The following is a 22,399-nucleotide window of genomic DNA, read 5'->3' as shown; positions in this document are numbered from 1 at the left end:
GGAATTCAGGACGCTCCGGTCGCTTGGAAGCGGCGGATCAGGACGAGCAGCAGTGGTGCCCCGACGGCGGCGGTGACGATGCCGATGGGCAGTTCGCGCGGCGCGAAGACGGTGCGTGCCGCCACGTCGGCCACGACCAGGAACAGTGCCCCGATCAGCGCGCTGACCACCAGCAGGTGCCGATGGGTTCCGCCGGTGCACAGCCGGGCCACATGCGGCACGATCAGCCCGACGAAACCGATCGCCCCCGCGACGGCCACCACCGCGCCGACCGCGAGCGCCACGATCAGCAGCGCCCACAGCCGAATCCGGTTCGGTGCGATGCCGAGCGTGCGCGCGGTGTCATCGCCCGCGGCCAAGGCGTCCAGGCGAGGCGCCATCAGCAGCACCGCGAGCAGCGACACCGCGACCACGGCCACGGTCGTGGCGACCGAGGACCAAGCGGCGGGCGCGAGCGACCCGAGCAGCCAGAACAGCACGGTGCGTGCGCCTTCGGGCCGGTCGGACGCGAAGATCAGGAAGCTGGTGGCGGCCGAGAAGATGTAGCCGATGGTGACCCCGCCGAGCAACAGCCGCAGCGAGGTGAGCTGCCCGTTGATCCGCGAGATCACGAACAACAGCGCGGTGGCGATCAGCGCGCCGGCGAACGCGCTCGCCGCCAGTGCGGTCGCTGTGGTCGCCGCGGCGACCCCGAACAGCAGGTACACGGCGGCACCGGTGGACGCACCGGAGGTGACGCCGAGGATGTGGGGGTCGGCGAGCACATTGCGCACGATGGTCTGCAGGACCGCGCCGGTGATCGCCAGCGCGGCGCCGACGAGCGCGCCGAGCAGTACACGCGGCACCCGCACCAGCCAGACGATGGAGTCCTGTGCGGCGCTCCAATCGACGGTCACCGGGTGACCGAAGACGTGGTGGCCGATGATCCGCGCCACCGTGCCCGGCGGGACCGCGACCGGCCCGAGCCCGGCCGCGACCACCAGCGTGAGGGCCAACGCGACGGTCAGCCCCGTGGTCAGCAGCACTGTTCGGGCTCGGTGACGGGCGTGGTCGAGGTCGTCGACGGCTGGGTCGGCCACCGGGGTCGTCGCGGTCATCGCGTGGCCGCCTCTCTCGTATCGGCCGTGAGGGAACCGGCGGCGCTCAGGGTGGGGAGGTCGTGCTCGGGCTCACGGTCCGTTTCCTCTTCGGTCGCCGGGCCGAACAGCAATTGGACGGCGCCGAAGGCGGAGGTTCGGCGGACCGGGATCTGGTAGACGGGTTCGAGGATCTGCGGGGTCAGGACCTCGGCGACGGTTCCGGCGGCGGCGATACGACCCTGGTCGAGCAGGACGAGATGGTCGCAGTAGCGGGCGGCCAGGTTCAATTCGTGCAACACCACGACGGTGGTGGTCGTGGTGAGACCGCGGACCAGGGTGAGCAATTCGTGCTGGTAGCGGATGTCGAGGTGGTTGGTCGGTTCGTCGAGGAGCAGGTGGTCGGCCTGCTGGGCCAGTGCTCTGGCGATCAGGACGCGCTGACGTTCGCCGCCGGACAGTGTCGCGAAACGGCGCTCGGCCAGCGCCCGCGCTCCGACGTGCTCCAGCGCGGCTGCGGCGGCGATCCGATCGGCCCGCGAATACCCCTGGAACGCGCCGACCCACGGTGATCTGCCGAGCAGCACTGTCTCGGCCACGGTGATCGGCGTGTCCGGCGGAGCTTCCTGCGCGACGACGGCGAGGCGACTCGCGAGTTCGCGCCCGCGCAACTGCTGCACCGGCGTCGAGTCGATGACCACGGAGCCGCCTGCTGGGCGAAGTGCCCGATACATCAGCCGCAACAGCGTGGACTTGCCCGATCCGTTGGGCCCGATCAATCCGAGCGTGCTGCCGGGATCGACTCGAAAGCTGATGTCGTCGAGGGTGATTCGGCCGTCGTAGGTGAACTGGATCCGGTCGACGGTGATCATCGCGGCGTGCTCTCTGTTCGGGGAATTGCCGGCAGGTGTGGATGGTCGACGGCGGGAACGCGCTGCGCGCCGGGTCGCCACGAGTGGTGCACCGCGATTGAACAGGCGAACTCGGCGCAGATCTGTCGCGCCGCGAGGACTTGCTCGTGCAGTCGTAGATCGTTGTCGGCGAGCAGGATTCCGGTGGTCGTGCCGCTGTGGGCGACGACGACCCCGGCCGCGCCGATCGCGCGCGCCGCCTGGATCGTCGCGTCCAGGTGCGGCCGCGCACGTGAGATCGTGCTCAGCGCGGCGCTGCGCGTGGCCACCGCGCCGATGGCGGCGACGTCACCGTGTGTGATCGCCGTGCCGAGTTCGGTGAGTAGCCTGTCGAATTCCCGCTTGTCGGCCGGGGTGAAACTGGGTTCGCCCCGGTTGAATTCGACGGTGTCGACCGAGCCGCCCTCGTCACCGGTGACGATCGTCAGCGCCGGGAGGGGACCGAGCCGGGCGAGTAAAAGGACCTCACGATGGAAGTAGGCGACCGCGCCCTGGTACATGACACCGTCGGACGGCTCGATGGCGCGTAGGTCGGCTTCGAGTTCGCCGACGGGCACGGTGCGGCCCTCGGCGTCGGCGACCGCGCGGGCGGTGGCGACGAGATCGGCGGTGGAGCTCGCCAGTCCTTTGCCCTCGGGCAGTTCGCTGTGCAGGGTGAGCTGTCCTCCGCGCAGCACCCTGGACCGAGCCACCATCGCGCCCGCGAGGCGCTGCGCCTTCGATTTACCCTCTGGCACTACGGATATGCCGTGGCCTCCGGGTTCGAACACCGCCACTGTGCCGCGCCGAATGGGCAGCGTGACCAGGAAGTGCCGGTCCTGTTCGGTGACGCCTTGCAGGAGCTCCCCGCAGCTGCCGTAGGCGCGGCCGACACCGATCCCCGGCATGGCGGGATCAATCGTCATCGATATCAGCGCCTTTCACGGGAGTGCGGAGCGGCGGTCCGGGCAGCAGGTTTCGCCGGTGTAGTCGCAGCAGAGCGGCGGCCGAGAGCAGACCGGCCGCGGCGCACAACAGCGCGGGCGGCCAGCTCAGTGGACCGCCGGTGCGGTCGAGCACCGCGCCGGTGGCCGAGGTGGCGATGACGGTGAACAGCCCGGACGCGAGGTAGAACGCGCCGAAATAGGTTCCGGTCAGCCGAGTTCCCGCGAAGCGGCCGATCGCCTCGTTGACGAAGGGCTGGACCGCGGTCACACCGATCGCGAGCAGCACGGCGGCCATCACCACGGGCGTAACTCGGATCACAGTGTCCGCCACACTGTTTGCCTCGAACGCGACGGCGCCCGCCGTGGCAGGCGGCAGCAGGAACGCGGCGCCCATGATCGCCATCCCGAGTGCCATCGCGGGTCCGCGCTGTGGTCGGCGCGACAACACCGAGGTGACCCGAACCTGCAGGGCGACCACGGCGATCGTCTCGATCACGAACAACGCGGCCACCGCGGCGGGACCGTGACCTGGCCCGGCACTGTCCTGCGCCTGGAGGGTGAACAGGAAATAGATCTGGCTCTGCAAGGCGAACATCGGCATCAGCGCGAGGGTGAACGCCCAGAACCGTCGATCGGTGAACACCGTCGCGAAGTCGGCGCCGACCCCGCCCTCGTGCGCTGGCACCGGTCGCGCGGGCAGCAGCAGCCATTGCACCACGGCAAGTACCGCGAAGATCGCGGCGGCGACCAGGGCGGATATCCGGAACCCCGCGGCGATCAACACCGTGCCGAGCACCGGTCCGATCGCGGAGCCCGCATTGCCGAAGACGTTGAACAACGCGAACGCCTGCGCCGAGCGCGCACCGCTGTCTCTGGCGATGAACGCGCGGACCGCCGGATTGAACAGCGCCCCGGCGAAACCGGTGAGCACCGAGGCCGCCAGCACCACCGGCAGCGAACCGCCGACGGCGAACAACGCGAAGCCGAGCGCCCTGATCGCCAGGCCGACCATGATGACGCCGCGTGCGCCGAGCCGGTCGGCGGCCGAACCGCCCACCAGGAACAAGCCCTGCTGACTGAGGTTGCGCACCCCGAGCACGATGCCGACGACAGCTGCCGACAGCGCGAGGTCGTCGAGCAGGTAGTCGGCCAGAAACGGCACGAGGAGGTAGAAACCGATATGGCCCACAAGGTGATTCACCAGCAGCAGCCGCACGGCGCCGGGCAGTGCGCGGAAGGTGCCGCGAGCCGACTCGGTGGTGGCCGTCATGCGCTGACCTCGGCGGCGGGGTCACTGACGATCGAACATCGGCCCCAGCCGAACACCTCGGCGCTGTCGGGCGTGGTGATCGCGGTGGGTTCAGTGGTTGTCGGGCGGAAGAGGTCGTTGGTTCGACACCAGTCGTCGTCGTAGATGGTGCGCAGATAGCGATGTGGCCCGTCGGGGAACACGGTCAGCACCCGCGCGTTCGGTTCGCGCTCGGCCACCCAGCCCGCGACCAGCGCGGCGGCGCCGGTGCTCCAGCCGCCCGCGATGCCGGTCGACGCCGCGAGCCGACGACACGACGCGACCGCTTCGGCGGCGTCGACCCAGTGCACCTCGTCGAAGTCGGCGTAGGCGACATTGCGAGGCAGGATGCTGCTGCCGAGTCCGCGCATGAGTCGGCGCCGGTCGGGTTGGCCGAAGATCCGGGAACCGACGGCGTCGACCCCGATCACCCGCAGCTGAGGCCATCTGCTTCGCAGCACGCGGGTGAGTCCGGCGCAGTGCCCACCGGAACCGATCGAGGCGACCAGCACGTCGACGGCGTCGACCTGGGCGAGGATCTCCTCGCCCATCGCCTGATAGCCGCCCGCGTTGTCGGGGTTGTCGTACTGGTCGGGCCAGTACGCGCCCGGTGTGGCGGCGAGGAGTTCGGCCAGCCGATCCAGCCTGGCCTGCTGCCAGCCGCCGGTCGGGTGTGCTTCGGTGACCACGTCGAGCGGGATTCCGAAGGCCGAGAACAATGCGCGGAGATCGGGTTCCAGTTCGTTGTCGACCACCAGCACCACCGGATGGCCCAGCGCCTTACACGCCAGTGCGAGCCCGAGTCCCAGCGTGCCGCTGGTGGATTCGATGATCGTCGCGCCCGGTGCGAGGTCGCCTCTCGCCGTCGCGGCGCCCAACATCGAGACCGCCGCACGGGCTTTCATGCCCGCGATGCTCGCCGCTTCGAGTTTCGCGGTGTACCAGTTGTTTCCGGATGCGATGGGCACGGCGGGCGTCCCGCCGATCAGCTGCAGGAGCGCGGGCTGTGGTGGGGTCATGACAGCTCTCGGTAGGTGACGATGGTGCTCGGCCCGCCGTCGAGGGAGAAGAACGGATAGGGCTCGGCCGAGACCGCGTGCACCCCTGCGCCGAGGAACCAGGGCAGCACCGCGCTGCCGGTCTGCGCGAACAGCACCAGCGGCAGGCCGCGCAGCTTCGCCACGGCCCGGAAGTCATCGAATGTCTCGTTGCCCAAGGACATTCCGGTGACCAGTAGCGCGTCGTAGTCCGACGGAGCATCGGCGACCGACTCGAACACCGGCTCACCCCATTCGGTGACGCCACCGGCGAGGTCGCACGGCAGGTACGCGATCGCGCGCGCCCGCAATTCGGCGAGCAGCGAACCGACCACGCCGACGACCAACACCCGGGATACCCCGGCCGGCAGCAGATCCACGACGGCGGCGGCCCGGCGACGCGACTTCGTCAGCGAGGTCGGCCCATCGATCAGCACCGGTGCGCCGTCCACCCCGCCCGCGTACGGGTGCGGACGGACATGCATCAGATAGGCGTCGAGCGCCGCGATCCGGACCGCGGGCACCGGATGCGCGAGCAACTCCGCGATGGTCGCCGCGACACAGCTGTCGACCAGATCGTCGGTGGCCGTGCCGGGTTCGAGCCCACACGAGCCCACCGCCGCGCCGATCCGCAGGCTCAGCACCTCGTTGCGGTATCCGCTGGTGCGGCCCGGGTGCCGGGTGCCGTAGGTGGTCCGGAACGCCGTCGAAGCGCGCAGGGTGGTCGGCTCGGTCCCGAGTCGGCCCATGCGTGCCCAGGTGGTGAGCTCGGCGACGGATTCGGGGCGAAGGGTGGACCCGATCATCGCGCGCCCTCGAGTTCGAAGCGCAGGTCTGCGATCAATCGCTGCGCCAGATCACCAGTGGTGCTGTGTATTTCATCCACGACCATGACGTGACCCAGGTAGGTGTTGTTGTCGGTGGCGGGGCGGACCTCGGTGCCGGGCTCCGCCAGCTTCTGCTCGACGATTCTGGTGTCGGCCGCCCAGTTCTGCGCGCCGTCCACCCTGGTCAGCAGCCCGCTGCGCGTGGGTACGGCGAAGGCGACGGCGGCGCTGACGATGCCGGTGTCTCGTGGTGTGAGGTCGGGCTTTCCGCCCGCGACCGCGTCGGCGTGCACCGCGGTGAGGTCGACTCCGGTCACTCGTCGCACCAGTTCGGTGATGCGGTTGCCCGCGGGCCTTGGGTTCACCTCGATCAGGCGGGGTCCCCGCGCGTCGAGTTTGATCTCGGTGTGCGCGACGGTCGCGTCGAGACCGAGTGCGGTGATCGCCGCGACGGCCAGGTCGGCCACGGCGGTTGTGTCGGCGTCGGACAGAGCGGCGGGGAACATGTGACCCGACTCGATGAAGGCGGGGGCGCCGGTGATCCGTTTGTCGGTCACCCCGATCACGGTCGTATGCCCGGCGACGGTCACCGTCTCCACGCTGAATTCCGGTCCGTCCAAGCACTCTTCGAGCAGGATCTGTGGTGAGCGGAGTTGTCCTCTGGCGTTGACCGGGAATCCGGCGACAGCGTCCACCGCGGCGCGCAGTTCGATGTCGTCGTCGACCCGGCGGACGAACATCCCGCCGCACAGGTCGACCGGCTTCACCACCAGCGGGTAGCCGAGTTCGGCTGCGGCGCCGACGATCTCGTCCCATTCCCGCGCGACGGCGAAGGCGGGGCCCGCGACACCGGCGGCACCGCAGACCTGCCTGGTCCGGTACTTGTCGCAGGCATCGGCCACCGCTGTACGGCCCGGACCCGGCAACTCCAGATCGGCGGCGATCGCGGCGACGGTCGGCAAGTAGTAGTCGCACGAGGTGAGCACCCCGTCGAAACCGAAGGCCTCCTGCAGTTTTCGCACGTACGGCAGCAGGGTCGACTCGTCGTTGGTCTCGGTGGTGAAGACGTTGACCGCACCGAGTAGTGGGTGGGGGACCGGGGTCCCGGCCCGCAGGTAGTGCCCGAGATCTCGGGTCAGGAGGCTGAATTCGTGTCCGCTGTTCTTGATTCCCGCCGGGAGCAGGGTGCTCATCGAGCCCACCCAGCTCTCCACCATCAACAGGTGTCCCACATGTCCTCCAAGCTCGAGCAAGACGCTAATGATAACCATTATCGTTAGATTTTCGATAGTCGAGCGAGGTGCCCCGGGGAATCTCGTTACCGCTGCAAAGGGCCGTCTGGTCGGATTACGCTGCGGGTATGAGCTCTGCCGTGCACGGATTCACCGACGATGCCCTCGGGACGCTGGACGCGGTCGGTGTCGCCGCGGCGTTGCGGGAGGGGGAGGTGAGTCGGGCGGAGGTGATCGACGCCGCGATCGCCAGGACCCGGCGGGTCGATCCGAGTCTGGACGCCGTGCAGATGACCTGTTTCGAGCGTGCGGCGTCGACCCCGGAAACCGCGGGCGTGTTCGCGGGCGTGCCCGCGTTCGTCAAGGACAACACCGATATCGCGGGCCTGCCGAGTTGCCACGGCTCGGCCGCGTTCACCCCGCACCCGGCCACGGTGACCAGCGGTCCCGGAGCGCAGTTCCTGCATTCGGGCGTGATCGTGCTCGGTAAGTCGACGTTGCCGGAGTTCGGCCTCACCGCGAGTACCGAGTTCACCCATCGCGCGCCGACCCGCAATCCGTGGAATCCGGAGTACTCGGCGGGTGCGTCCTCTGGCGGCTCGGCGGCGCTCGTCGCGGCGGGGGTGGTGCCGATCGCGCATGCCAACGACGGTGGCGGCTCTATCCGCATCCCCGCCGCGGCCAACGGTCTCGTCGGCCTGAAGACCACCCGCAATCGCCTGCTCGACCAGCCGGGCGCCCGCAAACTGCCGGTGCACCTGGTTGCCGAGGGCGTGCTCACCCGCTCGGTCCGCGACACCGCGCACTACCTGGCCGCCGTCGAACGATTCGACCCGACGTCGAACTTGACGCCGGTCGGGCTGGTCGAGGGGCCGAGTACGCGACGGTTGCGGATCGGTCTGATCACCGCCGATATCCTCGGCCGCCCGGTGCACGCCGACAACGGCGTCGTCCTGGCATCCGCGGCGAAGGTGCTCGAAGGTCTCGGCCACGAGATCGTCGAGATGCGCCTCGATGTGGATCCGCGCTTCGTCGAGGACTTCAAGCAGTACTGGGCGGTGATGGCCGCGGCGATGGCGCTGTCGTTCCGGCTCGGGCATCGCGGGCACTTCGATCCGCGCAAGCTCGACCCGTTCACCACCGGTCTGATCGGGCTGGCCAAGCGCAATCCGCTCGGTGTGGTCGCGTCGACGTGGCGGTTGCGCGGGGGCGTCGCGGCCTACGACAAGCATTTCGCCGACATCGACGTAATGCTCACCCCGGTGCTGTCCCATCCCGCGCCGCGTATCGGCGAACTCGCACCCGGCCAGCCGTTCGACGCGCTGTTCACCAAACTCGCCGACTACGTGGGTTTCACCCCGCTCAACAATGTCGGTGGGGGACCTGGCATTTCGCTGCCGCACGGGCTACTGCCGAGCGGTCTGCCCGGCTCGATCCAGTTCGCCGCTCGTCGTGGTGACGAGCGGACCCTGCTGGACCTTGCTTACCAACTGGAGGCGGCGAGCCCGTTCCCACGGATCGTCGATCGGGCCGCCGCCGCGGGTGCCGCCTGATCAGTTGTTGCGTACCGCGACATTGATCGGGCGCAGCCGTCCCGGGCTGTCGGTGCCCGCGTCGAATGCCCAGTGCTCGCCGTCCCAGCCGGGGTAATCGGCACGCCAACGATCGACGAGACGCGCGTCTTCCAGCGAGGCGACGACGCCGGCCGAGCCGGTGTACTGCAGCCGCTCGTATTTGTGCCGGGTGACAGTGTCGACGGTGGATGAAGCGGTGGCTAGGACTGACATTGACCCTCCGGGATCGGGGCGAACGATGACGTGACGAGTGCGCTACCCGAGCCGTCGGCCCGGGTGCTGCGGTGGCGCGTCACCGCTCGATCCGAGAGTATGCCGCTCGCCGTGACACCGCGCAGGTTTTGAAAATCTAGTTCTTCGGATTAATTGAGTACCCGATATGAAATCGTCGGGACGCGTCGATTGGTTACGGGGGTGGTGACTGTTCACCAGCTCGGGCGGACCCGTCCCGGGACGACGACACGGCGCAGTGCAGTGCCGACCTGGGTGAGAGTCGCGGCGCCGAGGGTGTCCGACCAGGTCTGGGTGAATTCGGCCAGCGCGGCGTCGGCGGCCCGGGTGCACGCCCAGCCGCGGTCGGTGAGGGTGATCAGGCGGGCGCGCGCGTCGCGTGGGTGTGGGTTGCGGTCGGCATAGCCCTTGCTGACCAATTCGTCGACCAGCTGGCTGGCCGCCTGTTTGGTGACGCCGAGGTGCTCGGCAATCTCGCCGACCGTCGCGCCTTCGGGCGCCATGCGCACGAAGGCGAAGCCGTGCGTCGGCCGGATATCGGTGAACCCCGCGGCGGTGACCCCGGCGTGCACCGCCTGGGTTATCTCGGCCGCTGCCGCGAGTAGCAGGAGGGGGAGGTCTGCGTTCGCGGGCACGACAGTCATTCTGGCACTTGACACAATGGTCAATCTACTTGACTATATAGACAAGTTACTTGACCTTATGGAGGTTCGAATGCCGGTAATCCGTTCCGCCGACGCGCAGGTGCACGAGGTGCACAACGCTCGGTTCACGTCTCTGGTCCGTCCCGGCACCGGCAGTGCCGAGCTGTGCGTCTGGCAGACGGAGGTTGCCGCCGATTCGGTCGGCGTGCCGCACCGCATCCTGGGGGAGGAGGCCTTCGTGCTGCTGTCGGGCGAGGTGACCATGGCCATCGACGGTGAATCCGCGCCGATGAAACCGGGTGACGCGGCGGTCGCGCCCGCGGGCTCGATGATCGCCCTCGCGAACTCGACCGGCGAGCCGGCCACCCTGTTGGTGACTGTGCGCGTCGGCTTCGCGGCGGAACTCCCCGATGGCTCGACCTTCACCCCGCCCTGGGCATCCTGAGCCGTCTTCGCGACTGTTTCGAGACCAGAACTTGAAAGTTCGGCTACCCGAACAATATAATTCTGGAATGAAGGTTGGGTTCTACCGTTCGCCGGTGCGACGCCGGGTGCTCGCGGCATGTGTTCTGAGTGTCATGGCGTTCGCGCTCACCGCCTGCGGTGGGATCACCTCCGATGGCGACGAGCGGAAGGTGGTCCTCACCACCTTCACCGTGCTCGCCGATATGGCCCGGAATGTGGCGGGCGAGCACCTGCGGGTGGAGTCGATCACCAAGGTCGGGGCCGAGATCCACGGTTACGAGCCGACCCCGGGCGACATCAAGAAGGCGGCCAAGGCCGACCTGATCCTGGACAACGGGCTCAACCTCGAGGCCTGGTTCAACCAGTTCGTCGCCGATCTCGATGTGCCGCACGCGGTGGTCAGCGAGGGGGTGGCGCCGATGGACATCAGCGAGGACGCCTACCGGGGCAAGCCCAATCCGCACGCCTGGATGTCGCCGGTGAACGCGCAGATCTACGTGGACAACATGGTTCGCGCGTTCACCGATCTCGACCCCGAACACGCCGACGCCTACCGTGCCAACGGTGACGCCTACAAAACGCAGCTCGGCGCGGTGCGCGACGAGCTCGTCGCGGCGGTGAACACCCTGCCCGCCGATCAGCGCGCCCTGGTCACCTGCGAGGGCGCGTTCTCCTACCTCGCTCGTGACGCGGGGCTGACCGAGAAGTACATCTGGCCGGTCAACGCCGAACAGCAGGCCACCCCGCAGCAGATCGGCTCGACCATCGACTTCGTCCGCCAGCGCCGTGTGCCCGCGGTGTTCTGTGAATCGACCGTGTCCGACGCGCCGATGCAACGCGTGGTCGAAGCCTCCGGCTCGCGGTTCGGCGGCGTCCTCTACGTCGACTCGCTCTCCGAAGCCGACGGCCCGGTGCCGACCTATCTGCAGCTGATCCGCCACGATGCCGACACCATCGCGGCCGCACTCGCCGGAGCGTCCAAATGACCGCACCGGTTGTCGAAATCCAGGACGTGACAGTTCATTACGGTGATGTGCTCGCGCTCGACAATGTCGAACTCACCTTGAAATCGGGCCGGGTCTGCGGGCTGATCGGCATGAACGGCTCGGGTAAATCGACGCTGTTCAAGACCGTGATGGGTCTGGTGACGCCCGACCGAGGCCGGGTGCTGATCAACGGTCGCGCCCCGGCGGCCGCGCGTAAGGCGGGCAGTCTCGGATACGTGCCGCAGTCCGAGGACGTGGACTGGAGTTTTCCGCTGTCGGTGCGCGATGTGGTGATGACCGGGCGCTACGGGAAAATGGGGTTCACCCGCCGGGCGAGCAAGGCCGACCGCGCCGCCGTCGACGCGGCGCTGGCCCGCGTCGAGCTCACCGACCTGGCCGACCGGCAGATCGGTCAGCTCTCCGGTGGTCAGAAGAAGCGCACGTTCGTCGCCCGCGGCATCGCCCAGGAGGCCACGATCCTGCTGCTCGACGAGCCGTTCGCCGGTGTCGACAAGCGTTCCGAGGCGACCATCACCGCGCTGTTGCGTGAGCTGGCCGCGGACGGGGCCACGATTCTGGTCTCCACCCACGATCTGCACGCGTTGCCCCAATTGGCCGACGAGGCAGTGCTGTTGAACCGCCGGGTGCTCGAACACGGCGACCCCGATGTGGTGTTGCGTCCGGAGAACCTGGCCAAGGCCTTCGGCCTGGATGTGGACGGAGACCGATGAGCCTCGAGGAATTCTTCATCGACCCGCTGCGCTACGAATTCATGGTGCGCGCGCTGGCCACCACCGTCACGGCGGCGGTGGTGTGCGCGGTGCTGTCGTGCTGGTTGGTGCTGATCGGCTGGTCGCTGATGGGTGATGCGGTGTCGCACGCGGTGCTGCCCGGGGTGGTGCTGGCCTATATCGTCGGCTGGCCGTTCGCCGTCGGCGCGGTGATCTTCGGGTTCCTCGCTGTCGCGTTGATCGGGGTCGTCCGCGATACGAGTCGCGTGAAGGAAGACGCCACGATCGGCATCGTGTTCACCACCTTGTTCGCGTTCGGCTTGGTGCTGGTGTCGGTGACGCCGAGCCAAACCGACTTGAACCACATCGTTTTCGGCAACCTGCTCGGGGTGAGCCGCGGCGAGATGGTCCAGATCATGATCCTGGCCGCCATCGTCCTGGTCGCCCTAGTCCTCAAGCGGCGCGACTTCACCCTCTACGCCTTCGACGCCACCCACGCCCACGCCATCGGCCTCAACCCCCGCGTCCTCGGTACCGCTCTACTCGCCCTGCTGGCGCTGACCTCGGTGGTCGCGCTGCAAGCTGTCGGGGTGGTCCTGGTGGTGGCCATGCTGATCATCCCCGGCGCCACCGCCTACCTGCTCACCGACCGTTTCTCCCGCATGCTCGTCATCGCCCCCACCGTGTCGGTGCTGTGCGCGGTGACCGGCCTCTACATCAGCTACCACCTCGATACCGCCGCGGGCGGCATGGTCGTGGTGACCCAGGGCGTCGCGTTCACCTTCGTCTACCTCTTCGCACCCCGCCACGGCGTGATCGGCCGCCGGATCACCGCCTCGCGCGCCCGAAAGTCGGTGACCACCATCGGGGTGGTCGACTAGGGCCCCGACGGCATCCGATCGGTGTCGGTGTGTGCTGTCAGGATGTAGCTCATGAAGGTCACCGGGGACGACGTCCGCGCCTACGTCCTGTCGCTACCGCAGACGACAGAGCAATTCGCCTGGGGCATGCCGATTTTCAAGGTCGCGGGCAAGCTGTTCCTCACCCTTCCTGAGGACGAGACCTCGATGGCGGTCCGCTGCCCGATCCTCGACCGCGACGAACTGGTCCTCGCCGAACCCGACAAATTCTGGATCGCCTCGCACGAGTCCGGTAACCCCTGGGTCCGCGTCCGCCTGGCGTCGCTCGACGATCGCGAGGAACTGGAAGCCATAGTCACCGACTCCTGGTGCCAGGCCGCCCCGCGGGCCTTGCTGGAGGCGGACCAGTGAGCGCGTGACAGTCCACCGGTCCGCGAGATCGACTACAGCACCGGCGTGATCGTGGCCTCGATCGTCTGGATGGAGTCCACCGGGATGACGAAGGTCTCGGTGATCTCCACGGTGGTCAGGCGGATGTCGCCCACTCCGGTGTCGAGGAGGTAGTGGGTGGTGACCGTGTCGCCGGATTCGGACATGGTGAGGTCGCGAATGCCTCGGATCACGCGGTACTGGAGGCCGTTCTCCAAGTCGGCGCTCAGCTGCGGGCCCGAGTAGCCGGTTTGGAAGCCGACCTCGACGCGGGTGGCGTCGGGGGCGAAGGGGACCGCGCTCGCGTCGTGGGAAACCAGGGCGTCGAGGTAGGCGCGGGCAATGGCCTGACGGGGTGAGTCGGCCGCATTCGGTTCTGCCGCAGCGGTTGCCGTGCCGAGTGCGAGGAAAACGGCGGCCAGAGCCGAAACGTGAGTGATTCTCATGTACAGATGCTGGCGGTCCGGACCGGTAAGTGCAACCGGGAGTGCGCGAGTAGTCGACGTGGCGGCCCGGTAGGGTCGGAGCTCCTATGGCACTCAGCGCAACACTGCACAATTTCGCCGTTCAGCTCGCCGATGTGGACCGGGGGGTGTACGAGGATCTCGAATTGCGGGTGGCTCGGCATCCGTCGGAGACGCTGGAATACATGATCACGCGGATCCTCGCGTACTGCCTGCAATACGAGGAGGGGATCGTCTTCAGCGACGGCGGGATCTCGGCGACCGATGAGCCCGCGGTGCAGGTTCGGGATATGACCGGGCAGACCACCGCGTGGATCGAAGTGGGCGCGCCCGACGCCGATCGTATTCATCGTGGAAGCAAACTCGCAGGTCGTGCGGTGGTTTATACCCATCGTGACCCGGCGAGGGTACTCGCGCAATACGCGGGCAAGAAGATCCACAACGCCGCGCGGATTCCGCTTGTCAGTTTCGATCGCGCGTTCATCGACGAGGCGGCGGCGCTGGTCGATCGTCGTAATACCGCCACCCTCTCGGTCACCGAGGGTGTGCTCTATCTGGACCTCAACGGCACCAGCTTGCGTACCGATGTCACCGAGCAACCCCTCGGCTGACGCCGGTACGGGGTAGCTTGGCGTGCACCGGCGACGCTCGGCCCGAGCGCTTCGACTGTGCCGGTCTCGTCGTCGAGTGGAGGTCGCGGTGCCCGGTGTGATGAGTCGGTTCGTGATTCCGGGATTCCTGCGGGTCACCCGGCGCAACCGGAACTACATCGATGCCGAGATGGCCACGGCACACGTGCGTGAGCGCGGGCTGCGGCCCGTCGCCTACGGTCCGCCGCGCAAACTTCGTGGTGTGGAGATCTCGGTGGCGCAGGAGGGCGGCTGGCCGATCTACACCTTGACCCCGTCGGACGGCATCTCGCGCGGCGGCCTCGTGTACGCGCACGGCGGCGGCTGGGTGGGCGAAATCGCTTCGCAACATTGGCAACTCGCGGCCCGCATCGCCGCGCAGACACACCTCGTCGTGACGGTCCCGATCTATCCGCTGATCCCCTTCGGCACCGCGGCGCAGGTGATTCCCCGCTTCGCCGAACTGGTCACGGCGGCCGACAAGCGCTACGGCCCGACTTTCCTCGCCGGCGACTCCGCGGGCGGTCAGATCGCACTGTCCACCGCGCTGCATCTGCGCGACGCGGGCCATACCGTTCCCCGCACGATTCTGATCTCGCCCGCCCTCGACCTCACCCTCGAAAATCCCGAGATCGACGAGGTGCTCCGACGTGATCCGTGGCTCGGTCGCGACGGCGGGCTGGTGTTCGGCAGGATGTGGAGCGGCGAACTATCGATGAAAGATCCCCTGGTCAGCCCGCTGTTCGGCGACCTCGGCGGGCTGGGGCCGATCACGCTGTTCACCGGAACCGACGACATCCTGAACCCCGATGCCCGCCTGCTGGAGGCGAAGGCGCGCTCGGCGGGTGTCGACCTGGACTACCACGAAGAACCCGGACTCGTGCACGTCTACCCGCTTACTCCCAGCGCCGAAGGCGCGACGGCCCGCCGCCGGATCATCACCATCCTGCGCGCCGAACTGGATGCGGCGCACAGCATCTCGTGAGATCTCAACGCTCGGACAGGTGCACCTTGAACAGGATCGTCAGCTGAGTGACCGCTTGGTCGAACGGGTGTGACGACTTGAGCGCGCGGCTGTGCACGATCGTGCCCTCGATGGTGGTGAGCAGGAAACCGGCCAGCGACACCGCGGTGGAGCGTTCGATCCCGGTGGCCACGATCCCGTCGGCCAACCGGGCGGTCCATTCGGCGAAGGCCTGGCCCGCGATGGACTGGACGGCGGGGTCCAGCTCGTCGAGAGCGGCCGCCATCATGAACGAGCCCGCGGCGTAATCGGACTTTTCCAGCGGAATTCGCCAGAAGGCGAGTAGGTCGGTGAGCCACTGCTGGGCCGAGGGCGCGGTCTGGAGGGCGTCGGCCATCGAGCTCACGTGCGAGTACACCAGACGGGCCACGATTCGTGCCGCTGTCTGCACCAATTCGCCCTTGCCGGAAGGGAAGTGCTGGTACAGCGAGTTACGCGAGGTCCTACTGCGCTTGAGTAGTTCACTCAGCGCAGCCGCGTGCACACCGTGTTCCTGGACGGTGCTGATCGTGTGCTCGATCAGTCGGGCGCGTGGTCCGGCAGCCATCCGATCTTCTCCTACCCCTTGATTGAACCGATCGGTTCATGTTAGACCTATTTATACGTGAACCGATCGGTTCATATGGAGAGGATGCCATGCCCACCCCCATTGCCACCGCGGTTCCGGTCACCCACGCGGGAATTCTCGGCCTCGGCGTGTACCGCCCGCGCCGTGTCGTGCCCAATGCCGAGATCGTCGATGCGATCGAGTCGTCGGACGAATGGATCAAGACCCGTTCCGGGATCGCCGCCCGGCACTGGGCCGAGCCCGACGAGACGATCATCTCGATGAGCGTCGCGGCCGCGCGTGACGCGCTCGCGGCGGCGGGGGTGAGCGCTGAGCAGGTCGATGCGGTGGTGCTCGCGACGTCGTCGCAGATGGTGCTCGGCCCGTCGGCGGGCGCGGTGGTGGCGACCGAACTCGGCATGCACGACACCGCCGCCTTCGACATTTCCGCCGGCTGCGCGGGCTTCTGTTACGCGTTGGCCGATGCGGCGAATCTGGTGCGCTCCGGTCAGGCGCGGCAGGTGCTGGTGATCGGGGTGGAGCGGCTGTCGGATCTGCTCGACACCACCGATCGCGGGTGCGCGTTCATCTTCGCCGACGGCGCCGGTGCGGTCGTCGTCGGCGCGGCCGAACAGGAGGGGATCGGCCCGGTCGCGTGGGGTTCGGATGGCTCGCGGACCTCGGCGATCAAGCAGGACAAGGACTTTCTCGAGTATTTCGCCGAAGTCGCCGCGGCCGAGGCCAGTGGTGGTACTTCGCAACGTCCCTATATTCGGATGAACGGCACCGAGGTGTTCCGGTGGGCTGTCACGTTCTTGGAGAAAGCCTGTCGTGACGCGCTCGATCACGCGGGGCTCACGGCCGCCGACCTCGACGCTTTCGTCCCGCATCAGGCCAATATCCGCATCACCGACGCGCTGGTTCGCACCCTCGGCCTGCCCGAGAAGGTCGCCGTCGCTCGCGACATCATCGAAACCGGTAATACGAGCGCCGCGTCCATTCCGATGGCCATGGAACAACTCGTGCGCTCCGGCGCCGCCGACCCCGGCGACACGGCGCTACTGCTCGGCTTCGGCGCCGGTCTGGCGTACGCGGGCCAGGTCGTTCATCTGCCCCCGATCGCCTAGTTCACCAGCGCACGCAGATATCGGCGACGGTAGAAGCGTTGCGCGACAAGAAGTATCGGAAAAGCGAAGCGCCATGGTCCGGTCGGTGCCGGTCTCGTCAGCGAGCGAAGGGTGAGCGAGACGGTGCCGGCCGAATCCCGATGCACGACAAAGGCCTCCTCGCCGCTGACCGGATGGCCGGGCAAGGTGCCGTAGGCGAAGCCGCACCGGTTCTCGGTATCGACCACCGCGACTACGCGAACCGGCTCGTGGACGGAGACAGGTCCCCAGCCCGCGGTGATCCGGTACTTCGCGTCCGTCGACACCGCAACATCGGGAGCGATACGAAAGCCGCTGCGGCGCTTGATGCCCCACGTCATGACGGCCTCGGACGAGGCGGCCCACGTCGGCTCGCCGTAGCCGATCGCCACCGTGGCGTCGAACCGGCGGAATCCGGGGAATTCGCCGGTCCAGATTTCGTCGGCCGGGCTGGTCGCGCCGGCCGGGGCGTAAGTGAGTTCCTCGTGCATGAGGTGACGATAGGTGCCGTCAGGTCGTCATGCGTTCGCCTTCTCGCGCAGCGACCGCTGGGTCACCGGGACCGCGTAGGCCGCGCCGTCGCGGATGCCGAATTCGAAGCGGCAGGGGAACAGTGAGGGTAGGCCGGTCGCACGTAGGTCGAAGTTCGCGGCGAGGGTTTGCATGGCCCAGTTCTGTAGCGAATCCGGGAGCTGCAGGGTGGTGCCGTCGACGCAGCACACGTAGGCGTGGGTCTGCTCTCCGTCGACGGGCAATGGGTTGCGCAGACCGACCGCGCCGATTTCCAGAATCCGTCCGGCGTTGCGGGAAGTAGCGACGCTCGGCAAATCCAACTCGATGTCGTCCATGCGGAAAACCGTATCGCAGCAACTATTCAGGGAACACCGAAATCGCGTGGTCTTGACGAACTTCGCTGATGTCGCAAATACGGGAAAGGGCGAGGTCGTCGCCGCACCGCGGCGGAGCTCGGCGCGGTGCGCGCCGGGCCCTGCCGCCGCGGTGTCAGCCGATGGCGAAGCGCAGCAACGCCTGGCGATCGCCCTGCTTGATCTTGCCCTTGCGGTCGAGGACCTCCAGCTGCCACACCGGACCGTTGCGGAAGGTCCGCGCGATCGCGTTGGCGTTTTCCGCGCCGAGCAGCGACGGCCAGATGTCGGCGACGGGCTGGGAATCGCCGCCGGTGGCGTCGTAGATCTTGAACGAGACGTTGTTGGCCTTCTCGAAGGAGCTGCCCTTCTTGAACGCGACGGCGACGAAAACGATGGAGTCGATGGCGGGGGGAACATTGCTGAACGTGACGTGCACGGTCTCGTCGTCGCCCGCGGCCGCACCGGTCTGCTCGTCGCCGGTGTGCAGCACCGATCCGTTGGCGAGCGGGTCGAGCGAATCCAGACCGGCGAACCGCACCGGTTCACCGCCTTGGAACAGCACGGCGATCAGATCCAGATCGACACCGCGCTTGCGCCGGGCCATTCCGAGAATTCCACCGCTGGAACCCGCCGACGGATCCCAGCTCACCCCCACGCTCATCTTGGTGATACCGGCGAGATCGGCTGCGCCGTCTTCTTTCTTGAGAGTAATCACGACTTTCAGGCTACGGACTTCGCCCGCCACGTGCAGGGCGGCGGAATCGGTCAGCCGGAATGGGTCGCGAGGTAGACGAGGGCGGTCACCGCCAGGGCTATCGCGCCGAGGATCCCGCCCGCGATCGTGTCGGCGCGGTTGGTGGCTACCCCGCTCTCGATCCGGTCCCAACCGACGAAGGCGGCGGCCACGGCCCCGATGCCGGCGGGGGCGGCGACGAACTCGCTGACCACGGGAATGAACGAGACCGTGCAGGCGATGATGCCGAGCACCAACGCCGCGAGGCCGGCGCCGTTGCGTGGCGGCGGCAGGGTCTCGGGACCGGGCATGGGATGAGCGTAGCCCTCGGTCACAGCTTCGTCATGGTTGGTCGCGCGGGGGTCGGGTACTCCATGGAAATGGCAGCCCTGCGGGGATTCACTCAGAGTCCCGGGTTTCCGGGCTGTGTAGTTCGAAAGGGGATAAGGTTTGTCGATTTCAGGTGACGAATCGAAAAGTCGAAACCCGGACAAAGGTTATGTAGCCCTATTGGGTTGGAGTTTGAACGCGGTCGAGGCGATCGACCGGTTCGACCGACGCTATATCGTAGTAGCGCCCGAATGGGCGGAAAGTTACTGTACCGAGCACGACATTCCATATATCCCCTGGGATTTCGAGCGGCTCAACGACCGTTCGATGGAGATCGCGGATACCCTGAAGAAAAAGGGTGTCGACGTCGCTATTCCGATCTTCGAGGAGACGGTGGAGTGGGCGGGTGCGATCAATTCCGTACTGCTCGACAACCCTCGGCTGCTCGGACAGTCCATGCTCCTGCGCGACAAGTCGTTGATGAAACGGCGCGCGCAGCTCGGTGGTATCCGGGTCGGCATCTTCGAAGAGGCGCACGAGCGCGACGATGTGATCCGCTTCCTGAAGCGGGTCAATCAGACCCTGCTGAAGCTCGACGGTGATCCCAACGATCCGATTCACCTCAAGGCCTTCGACAAGGCGGGCTGCCTCGGCCATCGGATCATCCGGACCCCCGACGAGGTCGACACCATCCCTGACGACGAGTTCCCGATGCTGATGGAATCGCACCTGGACGGCTGGGAGTTCGCGGTCGAGGCCTGGGTCCACAACGGCCGTATCTGCTTCCTGAACATCTCGGAGTACGTGACGCTCGGATACTCGGTGTTCGTGCCCGCGACGCCGGAGCTCGAGAAATACCGGCCCGAGATCACTCGGCAGGTCGAAAAGCTGATCAAGACCTTCGACATCGAGTTCGGCTTCATCCATCCGGAGTACTTCGTCACCAGCGACGGGGAGATGTACTTCGGCGAAGTCGCCTACCGGCCGCCGGGTTTCAAGGTGTTCGAGCTGCTGGAACGGACATACGGTTTCAACGCCTACCATGCGCTGGTGCTGGCTTTCGACCCGAAATCCACCGACGAGGAGATCGAAGCGTTCTTCCCGAAGGAAGTGGTGGATGCCACGGGCCACGCGGGATGTTTCGGCGTGTATCCGCGTCGGCGCGTGGTCAGCCGACTGTCGGTGCCGCCCGAGACCGAGGATCACGATTACTTCGAGACGCACGAGCTCACGGCGCCACAAGCCGAAAAGGTAACCAAACGGACCGCATTCGGTAATCACTGGGGTCTGCTCTATTTCTTCGGCGAGGACCCGTACACTCTGCGGGATCTGTTGAAGCGACAAGAAGAGCTCGACTTCTACATTTGATCCGTTGCCAGGGGCAACGGTGTGCGAAGGGATCGGCGATTGAGTCCGGATGGCCACGACGGGACGAGCCTGGACCGGCGCCTCGCCACGATGGACCACGCCACACAGTCCCTCGCGGACGCAGGCGATTTCGGTAAGCAGGTCAAACTGCCCAGGGTGATGGACTCCCTGCGGCGGGTGTTGCTGCTGCCCGGCGGTTGCGCCGCGGTGCGCGAACGTGCCGAGAAATTGGAGACCGCGGGCCTGTTCCTCGGTACGGATTGGGCACAGCCGCAGATCCTCATCCCGGCGCTGAGCACCGGCTCGCTGCGCAGCGCCAATACCGACACCATGGTGTTGGAGGCGGTGAGTGATCTGCGGCTGCTCGCGGTCGCCAAGGGTGATTACCAGCATGCGCTGGTTTCGGCCGAACAGGCCAATGATCATCTGTCGCAGGTGCTCGCGGTGAATCTGTCGCTGCTGTTCTCCCCGCCCAGCGAGGCCGAGCGGGAACAGCAGGGGCGGATGGCGCAGGTCTCGCGCGAGCTGCTGCACTACCTCGTCGCCGAGGTCGGGTACGAGAAGGTGCTCGAGAATCTGGTCGACGAGATCTGGCGCATCCTGCGGCAGCGGCCCATCCAGGTCGACGGGGTGAAGCGGATGATCACCCAGATCGCTGTCGCCCGTGCGAATCCCGATGTCGACCTCGGCGCCAGTGGTCTCGGTGCCGATCGGCTGATCAGCAGCCTCTACGGAACCACCGAGGGGTGCAGGGAAGACCCGGGCGTCGAGATCTACCGCACGCGTCTGGAATCGATGGACGACAGCGCGTTGCAGTACGAGGCAACGGGATTCGCGCGGTCCATGCACGACACCGGACTGGTCTCGCCGTATCACGCTGTGCTGCTGCGGTTTCTGCTCACCAAGGGTGCGTACCTGCTCGGTGAGGCAATGGGCCTGTCCAGCACCGGCCGCGACAGCCTGCTCTGCTATCACGAACTGGTGCACAGCCTCATCGAGCAGGCGGTGCACGCCGAAACCGCGCAGTGCATCTACGGACTCACCTTGATGCTCGAACGCGGCATCCTCTATCAGCCGCCGGTCGCGCCCGCGCTGTGGCGCCAACTGGCGCTACGGCTTTCACCGCACTCGTGCGCACGGCTGACCGCGGTGTTCGGGCCGACACCTGATCCGCGGGCGTGGTTGTTGTCGGGGATGCTGTCGGTGCTGGGTCTGCCGCTGGGGATCGGGCAGGGCGACAACCCCACCTGTCAATCGGCGCGGGCACTGTCGATGTGGGCCTACAACGATCCGGACTATCTGTTGCAGACGCTGGTGTGGGCCGCGCGCGACGACGAGATCGTCATGCACTTCGAGGGGCAGCCGATTTCCTCGCGCCCGGCCGTCGACGCGGAATCGAGTGCGCTGCAACTGGATCTGGACCCGGTATCGCTGCTGGTGGTTCCGCACCTGGACCGGATCTACGCGGAGATGGGACAGCGCTGTATCGGTCGCGAAGGCGATCCGCATCGCTGGATCAATCCGGAGTTCCACGGCTGGTGGTCCGGGCGCGGCTTCCGGATCAATGTCGACGTGGCCACCGGCCACCTCACCGACCTCGACGAATTCCTGCGCCACTTCTACGCCGGCTACCACCCCTTCTACAACGGCAACCAGCCGGTGATCCATCCGCAGCCCGCCGGTATCGCCGTGACCGACAGCGCGGCCCGCTTCGTCGGGTGGCACGCGATCACCGTGCTCCGGGTCAGTCTCGATCCGCAGGACACTATGCGGGTGTATTTCTACAACCCGAACAACGACAGCGGCCAGGACTGGGGCGACGGGGTGGTCGTCGGAACAGCCGGGCACGGTGAGCGTTTCGGCGAAGCGTCGCTGCCCTTCGAGCAATTCGCCTCGCGCCTCTACATCTTCCATTTCGATCCGCTCGAGCCAGGTGAACTGGCCGCCGTCGAGCGTGCCGAACTGGACCGGGTGATCGGCTACATCCACCGCAGTTGGGGCGCCGACCGCATGCCCGTGGAATCGGGTGCGGCCGAAGAGGATTGATCACAGCAAATGTTCAGAGTCGAACGC

Annotated in this window: 26 protein-coding genes; 11 read left to right on the top strand and 15 right to left on the bottom strand. The window is 67.1% G+C overall.

What is annotated here, in order from left to right; all coding sequences use genetic code 11:
• Nucleotides 1-5: 5 nt before the first annotated feature.
• From ASD42_RS27555 to ASD42_RS27525, 7 genes are read right to left on the bottom strand one after another with little or no spacing between them, the layout of a single operon-like run.
• On the bottom strand, nucleotides 6-1,097 hold the full coding sequence (locus tag ASD42_RS27555) for a FecCD family ABC transporter permease (RefSeq protein WP_056821749.1): 1,092 nt from the start codon (nucleotides 1,095-1,097) through the stop codon (nucleotides 6-8).
• On the bottom strand, nucleotides 1,094-1,948 hold the full coding sequence (locus ASD42_RS27550; protein ID WP_084787328.1) for an ABC transporter ATP-binding protein: 855 nt from the start codon (nucleotides 1,946-1,948) through the stop codon (nucleotides 1,094-1,096). Before ASD42_RS27550 ends, ASD42_RS27555 begins: the two co-directional genes overlap by 4 nt.
• Entirely contained in the window at nucleotides 1,945-2,892 is a 948-nt protein-coding gene (locus ASD42_RS27545) for a GHMP family kinase ATP-binding protein (RefSeq protein WP_063893745.1), read from the bottom strand. The genes ASD42_RS27550 and ASD42_RS27545 overlap by 4 nt, the downstream gene beginning before the upstream one ends.
• On the bottom strand, nucleotides 2,882-4,183 hold the full coding sequence (locus ASD42_RS27540) for an MFS transporter (RefSeq protein WP_056821745.1): 1,302 nt from the start codon (nucleotides 4,181-4,183) through the stop codon (nucleotides 2,882-2,884). Before ASD42_RS27540 ends, ASD42_RS27545 begins: the two co-directional genes overlap by 11 nt.
• Nucleotides 4,180-5,220 (bottom strand): PLP-dependent cysteine synthase family protein, encoded by a 1,041-nt coding sequence (locus ASD42_RS27535; RefSeq protein WP_056821743.1) that lies wholly within the window; start codon nucleotides 5,218-5,220, stop codon nucleotides 4,180-4,182. The genes ASD42_RS27540 and ASD42_RS27535 overlap by 4 nt, the downstream gene beginning before the upstream one ends.
• On the bottom strand, nucleotides 5,217-6,044 hold the full coding sequence (locus ASD42_RS27530; RefSeq protein ID WP_056821741.1) for a hypothetical protein: 828 nt from the start codon (nucleotides 6,042-6,044) through the stop codon (nucleotides 5,217-5,219). Before ASD42_RS27530 ends, ASD42_RS27535 begins: the two co-directional genes overlap by 4 nt.
• Nucleotides 6,041-7,318, bottom strand: coding sequence for an ATP-grasp domain-containing protein (locus ASD42_RS27525; protein WP_235569843.1), 1,278 nt, complete (start codon nucleotides 7,316-7,318; stop codon nucleotides 6,041-6,043). The genes ASD42_RS27530 and ASD42_RS27525 overlap by 4 nt, the downstream gene beginning before the upstream one ends.
• Before the next feature lie 107 nt (nucleotides 7,319-7,425).
• On the opposite strand from ASD42_RS27525, the gene ASD42_RS27520 reads away from it, so the two are divergent.
• On the top strand, nucleotides 7,426-8,850 hold the full coding sequence (locus tag ASD42_RS27520; RefSeq protein ID WP_056821738.1) for an amidase: 1,425 nt from the start codon (nucleotides 7,426-7,428) through the stop codon (nucleotides 8,848-8,850).
• Here ASD42_RS27520 and ASD42_RS27515 read toward each other — a convergent pair whose 3' ends face one another.
• Both ASD42_RS27515 and ASD42_RS27510 read right to left on the bottom strand, forming a co-directional pair.
• Nucleotides 8,851-9,084 (bottom strand): hypothetical protein, encoded by a 234-nt coding sequence (locus tag ASD42_RS27515; protein ID WP_056821736.1) that lies wholly within the window; start codon nucleotides 9,082-9,084, stop codon nucleotides 8,851-8,853.
• A 212-nt stretch (nucleotides 9,085-9,296) separates the two neighbouring features.
• On the bottom strand, nucleotides 9,297-9,737 hold the full coding sequence (locus ASD42_RS27510) for a MarR family winged helix-turn-helix transcriptional regulator (RefSeq protein WP_235569842.1): 441 nt from the start codon (nucleotides 9,735-9,737) through the stop codon (nucleotides 9,297-9,299).
• 79 nt (nucleotides 9,738-9,816) lie between these two features.
• Here ASD42_RS27510 and ASD42_RS27505 point away from each other — a divergent pair, with 79 nt between their 5' ends.
• From ASD42_RS27505 to ASD42_RS27485, 5 genes are all read left to right on the top strand, one after another.
• Complete coding sequence (locus ASD42_RS27505) at nucleotides 9,817-10,191, top strand: cupin domain-containing protein (RefSeq protein WP_056821900.1); 375 nt, start codon at nucleotides 9,817-9,819, stop codon at nucleotides 10,189-10,191.
• A 67-nt stretch (nucleotides 10,192-10,258) separates the two neighbouring features.
• Nucleotides 10,259-11,197, top strand: a complete 939-nt coding sequence (locus ASD42_RS27500; protein WP_056821732.1) for a metal ABC transporter substrate-binding protein — start codon at nucleotides 10,259-10,261, stop codon at nucleotides 11,195-11,197.
• Nucleotides 11,194-11,928, top strand: a complete 735-nt coding sequence (locus tag ASD42_RS27495) for a metal ABC transporter ATP-binding protein (RefSeq protein ID WP_056821731.1) — start codon at nucleotides 11,194-11,196, stop codon at nucleotides 11,926-11,928. Before ASD42_RS27500 ends, ASD42_RS27495 begins: the two co-directional genes overlap by 4 nt.
• A complete protein-coding gene (locus tag ASD42_RS27490) occupies nucleotides 11,925-12,809 on the top strand; it encodes a metal ABC transporter permease (RefSeq protein ID WP_056821730.1) in 885 nt (294 codons plus the stop codon). The genes ASD42_RS27495 and ASD42_RS27490 overlap by 4 nt, the downstream gene beginning before the upstream one ends.
• A gap of 51 nt (nucleotides 12,810-12,860) precedes the next feature.
• On the top strand, nucleotides 12,861-13,199 hold the full coding sequence (locus ASD42_RS27485) for an MmcQ/YjbR family DNA-binding protein (protein WP_056821729.1): 339 nt from the start codon (nucleotides 12,861-12,863) through the stop codon (nucleotides 13,197-13,199).
• 32 nt (nucleotides 13,200-13,231) lie between these two features.
• Here the strand turns inward: ASD42_RS27485 and ASD42_RS27480 are convergent, their stop codons facing one another.
• On the bottom strand, nucleotides 13,232-13,663 hold the full coding sequence (locus ASD42_RS27480; RefSeq protein ID WP_056821727.1) for a hypothetical protein: 432 nt from the start codon (nucleotides 13,661-13,663) through the stop codon (nucleotides 13,232-13,234).
• An 86-nt stretch (nucleotides 13,664-13,749) separates the two neighbouring features.
• Between ASD42_RS27480 and ASD42_RS27475 the strand changes: the two genes are divergently transcribed.
• On the top strand, nucleotides 13,750-14,292 hold the full coding sequence (locus ASD42_RS27475) for a YaeQ family protein (RefSeq protein ID WP_056821726.1): 543 nt from the start codon (nucleotides 13,750-13,752) through the stop codon (nucleotides 14,290-14,292).
• Nucleotides 14,293-14,392: 100 nt separating this feature from the next.
• On the top strand, nucleotides 14,393-15,295 hold the full coding sequence (locus tag ASD42_RS27470; RefSeq protein ID WP_056821897.1) for an alpha/beta hydrolase fold domain-containing protein: 903 nt from the start codon (nucleotides 14,393-14,395) through the stop codon (nucleotides 15,293-15,295).
• A 4-nt stretch (nucleotides 15,296-15,299) separates the two neighbouring features.
• Here ASD42_RS27470 and ASD42_RS27465 read toward each other — a convergent pair whose 3' ends face one another.
• Nucleotides 15,300-15,881, bottom strand: coding sequence for a TetR/AcrR family transcriptional regulator (locus ASD42_RS27465; RefSeq protein ID WP_056821725.1), 582 nt, complete (start codon nucleotides 15,879-15,881; stop codon nucleotides 15,300-15,302).
• A gap of 89 nt (nucleotides 15,882-15,970) precedes the next feature.
• Here ASD42_RS27465 and ASD42_RS27460 point away from each other — a divergent pair, with 89 nt between their 5' ends.
• Nucleotides 15,971-17,008 carry a beta-ketoacyl-ACP synthase 3 gene (locus ASD42_RS27460; RefSeq protein WP_056821722.1) on the top strand — a complete coding sequence of 346 codons (1,038 nt, stop codon included), beginning with the start codon at nucleotides 15,971-15,973 and terminating at the stop codon, nucleotides 17,006-17,008.
• Here the strand turns inward: ASD42_RS27460 and ASD42_RS27455 are convergent.
• The 4 genes from ASD42_RS27455 to ASD42_RS27440 form a co-directional block, all read right to left on the bottom strand.
• A complete protein-coding gene (locus ASD42_RS27455) occupies nucleotides 17,005-17,517 on the bottom strand; it encodes a DUF1990 family protein (RefSeq protein WP_056821720.1) in 513 nt (170 codons plus the stop codon). The genes ASD42_RS27460 and ASD42_RS27455 overlap by 4 nt on opposite strands.
• 27 nt (nucleotides 17,518-17,544) lie before the next feature.
• On the bottom strand, nucleotides 17,545-17,874 hold the full coding sequence (locus ASD42_RS27450; RefSeq protein ID WP_056821718.1) for a hypothetical protein: 330 nt from the start codon (nucleotides 17,872-17,874) through the stop codon (nucleotides 17,545-17,547).
• A gap of 154 nt (nucleotides 17,875-18,028) precedes the next feature.
• A complete protein-coding gene (locus ASD42_RS27445; RefSeq protein ID WP_056821894.1) occupies nucleotides 18,029-18,610 on the bottom strand; it encodes a TerD family protein in 582 nt (193 codons plus the stop codon).
• Nucleotides 18,611-18,660: 50 nt separating this feature from the next.
• Nucleotides 18,661-18,939 carry a hypothetical protein gene (locus tag ASD42_RS27440; protein WP_056821891.1) on the bottom strand — a complete coding sequence of 93 codons (279 nt, stop codon included), beginning with the start codon at nucleotides 18,937-18,939 and terminating at the stop codon, nucleotides 18,661-18,663.
• A 346-nt stretch (nucleotides 18,940-19,285) separates the two neighbouring features.
• Between ASD42_RS27440 and ASD42_RS27435 the strand changes: the two genes are divergently transcribed.
• Entirely contained in the window at nucleotides 19,286-20,326 is a 1,041-nt protein-coding gene (locus ASD42_RS27435; RefSeq protein ID WP_235569841.1) for an ATP-grasp domain-containing protein, read from the top strand.
• 90 nt (nucleotides 20,327-20,416) lie between these two features.
• Entirely contained in the window at nucleotides 20,417-22,372 is a 1,956-nt protein-coding gene (locus ASD42_RS27430) for a hypothetical protein (RefSeq protein ID WP_200950525.1), read from the top strand.
• The last annotated feature ends 27 nt before the right edge of the window (nucleotides 22,373-22,399 follow it).

Origin of the sequence: Nocardia sp. Root136 (assembly GCF_001427185.1) — a bacterium.
In the GTDB taxonomy this organism is placed as follows: Bacteria; Actinomycetota; Actinomycetes; order Mycobacteriales; family Mycobacteriaceae; genus Nocardia; species Nocardia salmonicida.
The sequence above is the reverse complement of the archived record's forward strand: the minus strand, read 5'-3'. Positions and strand labels throughout refer to the sequence as shown.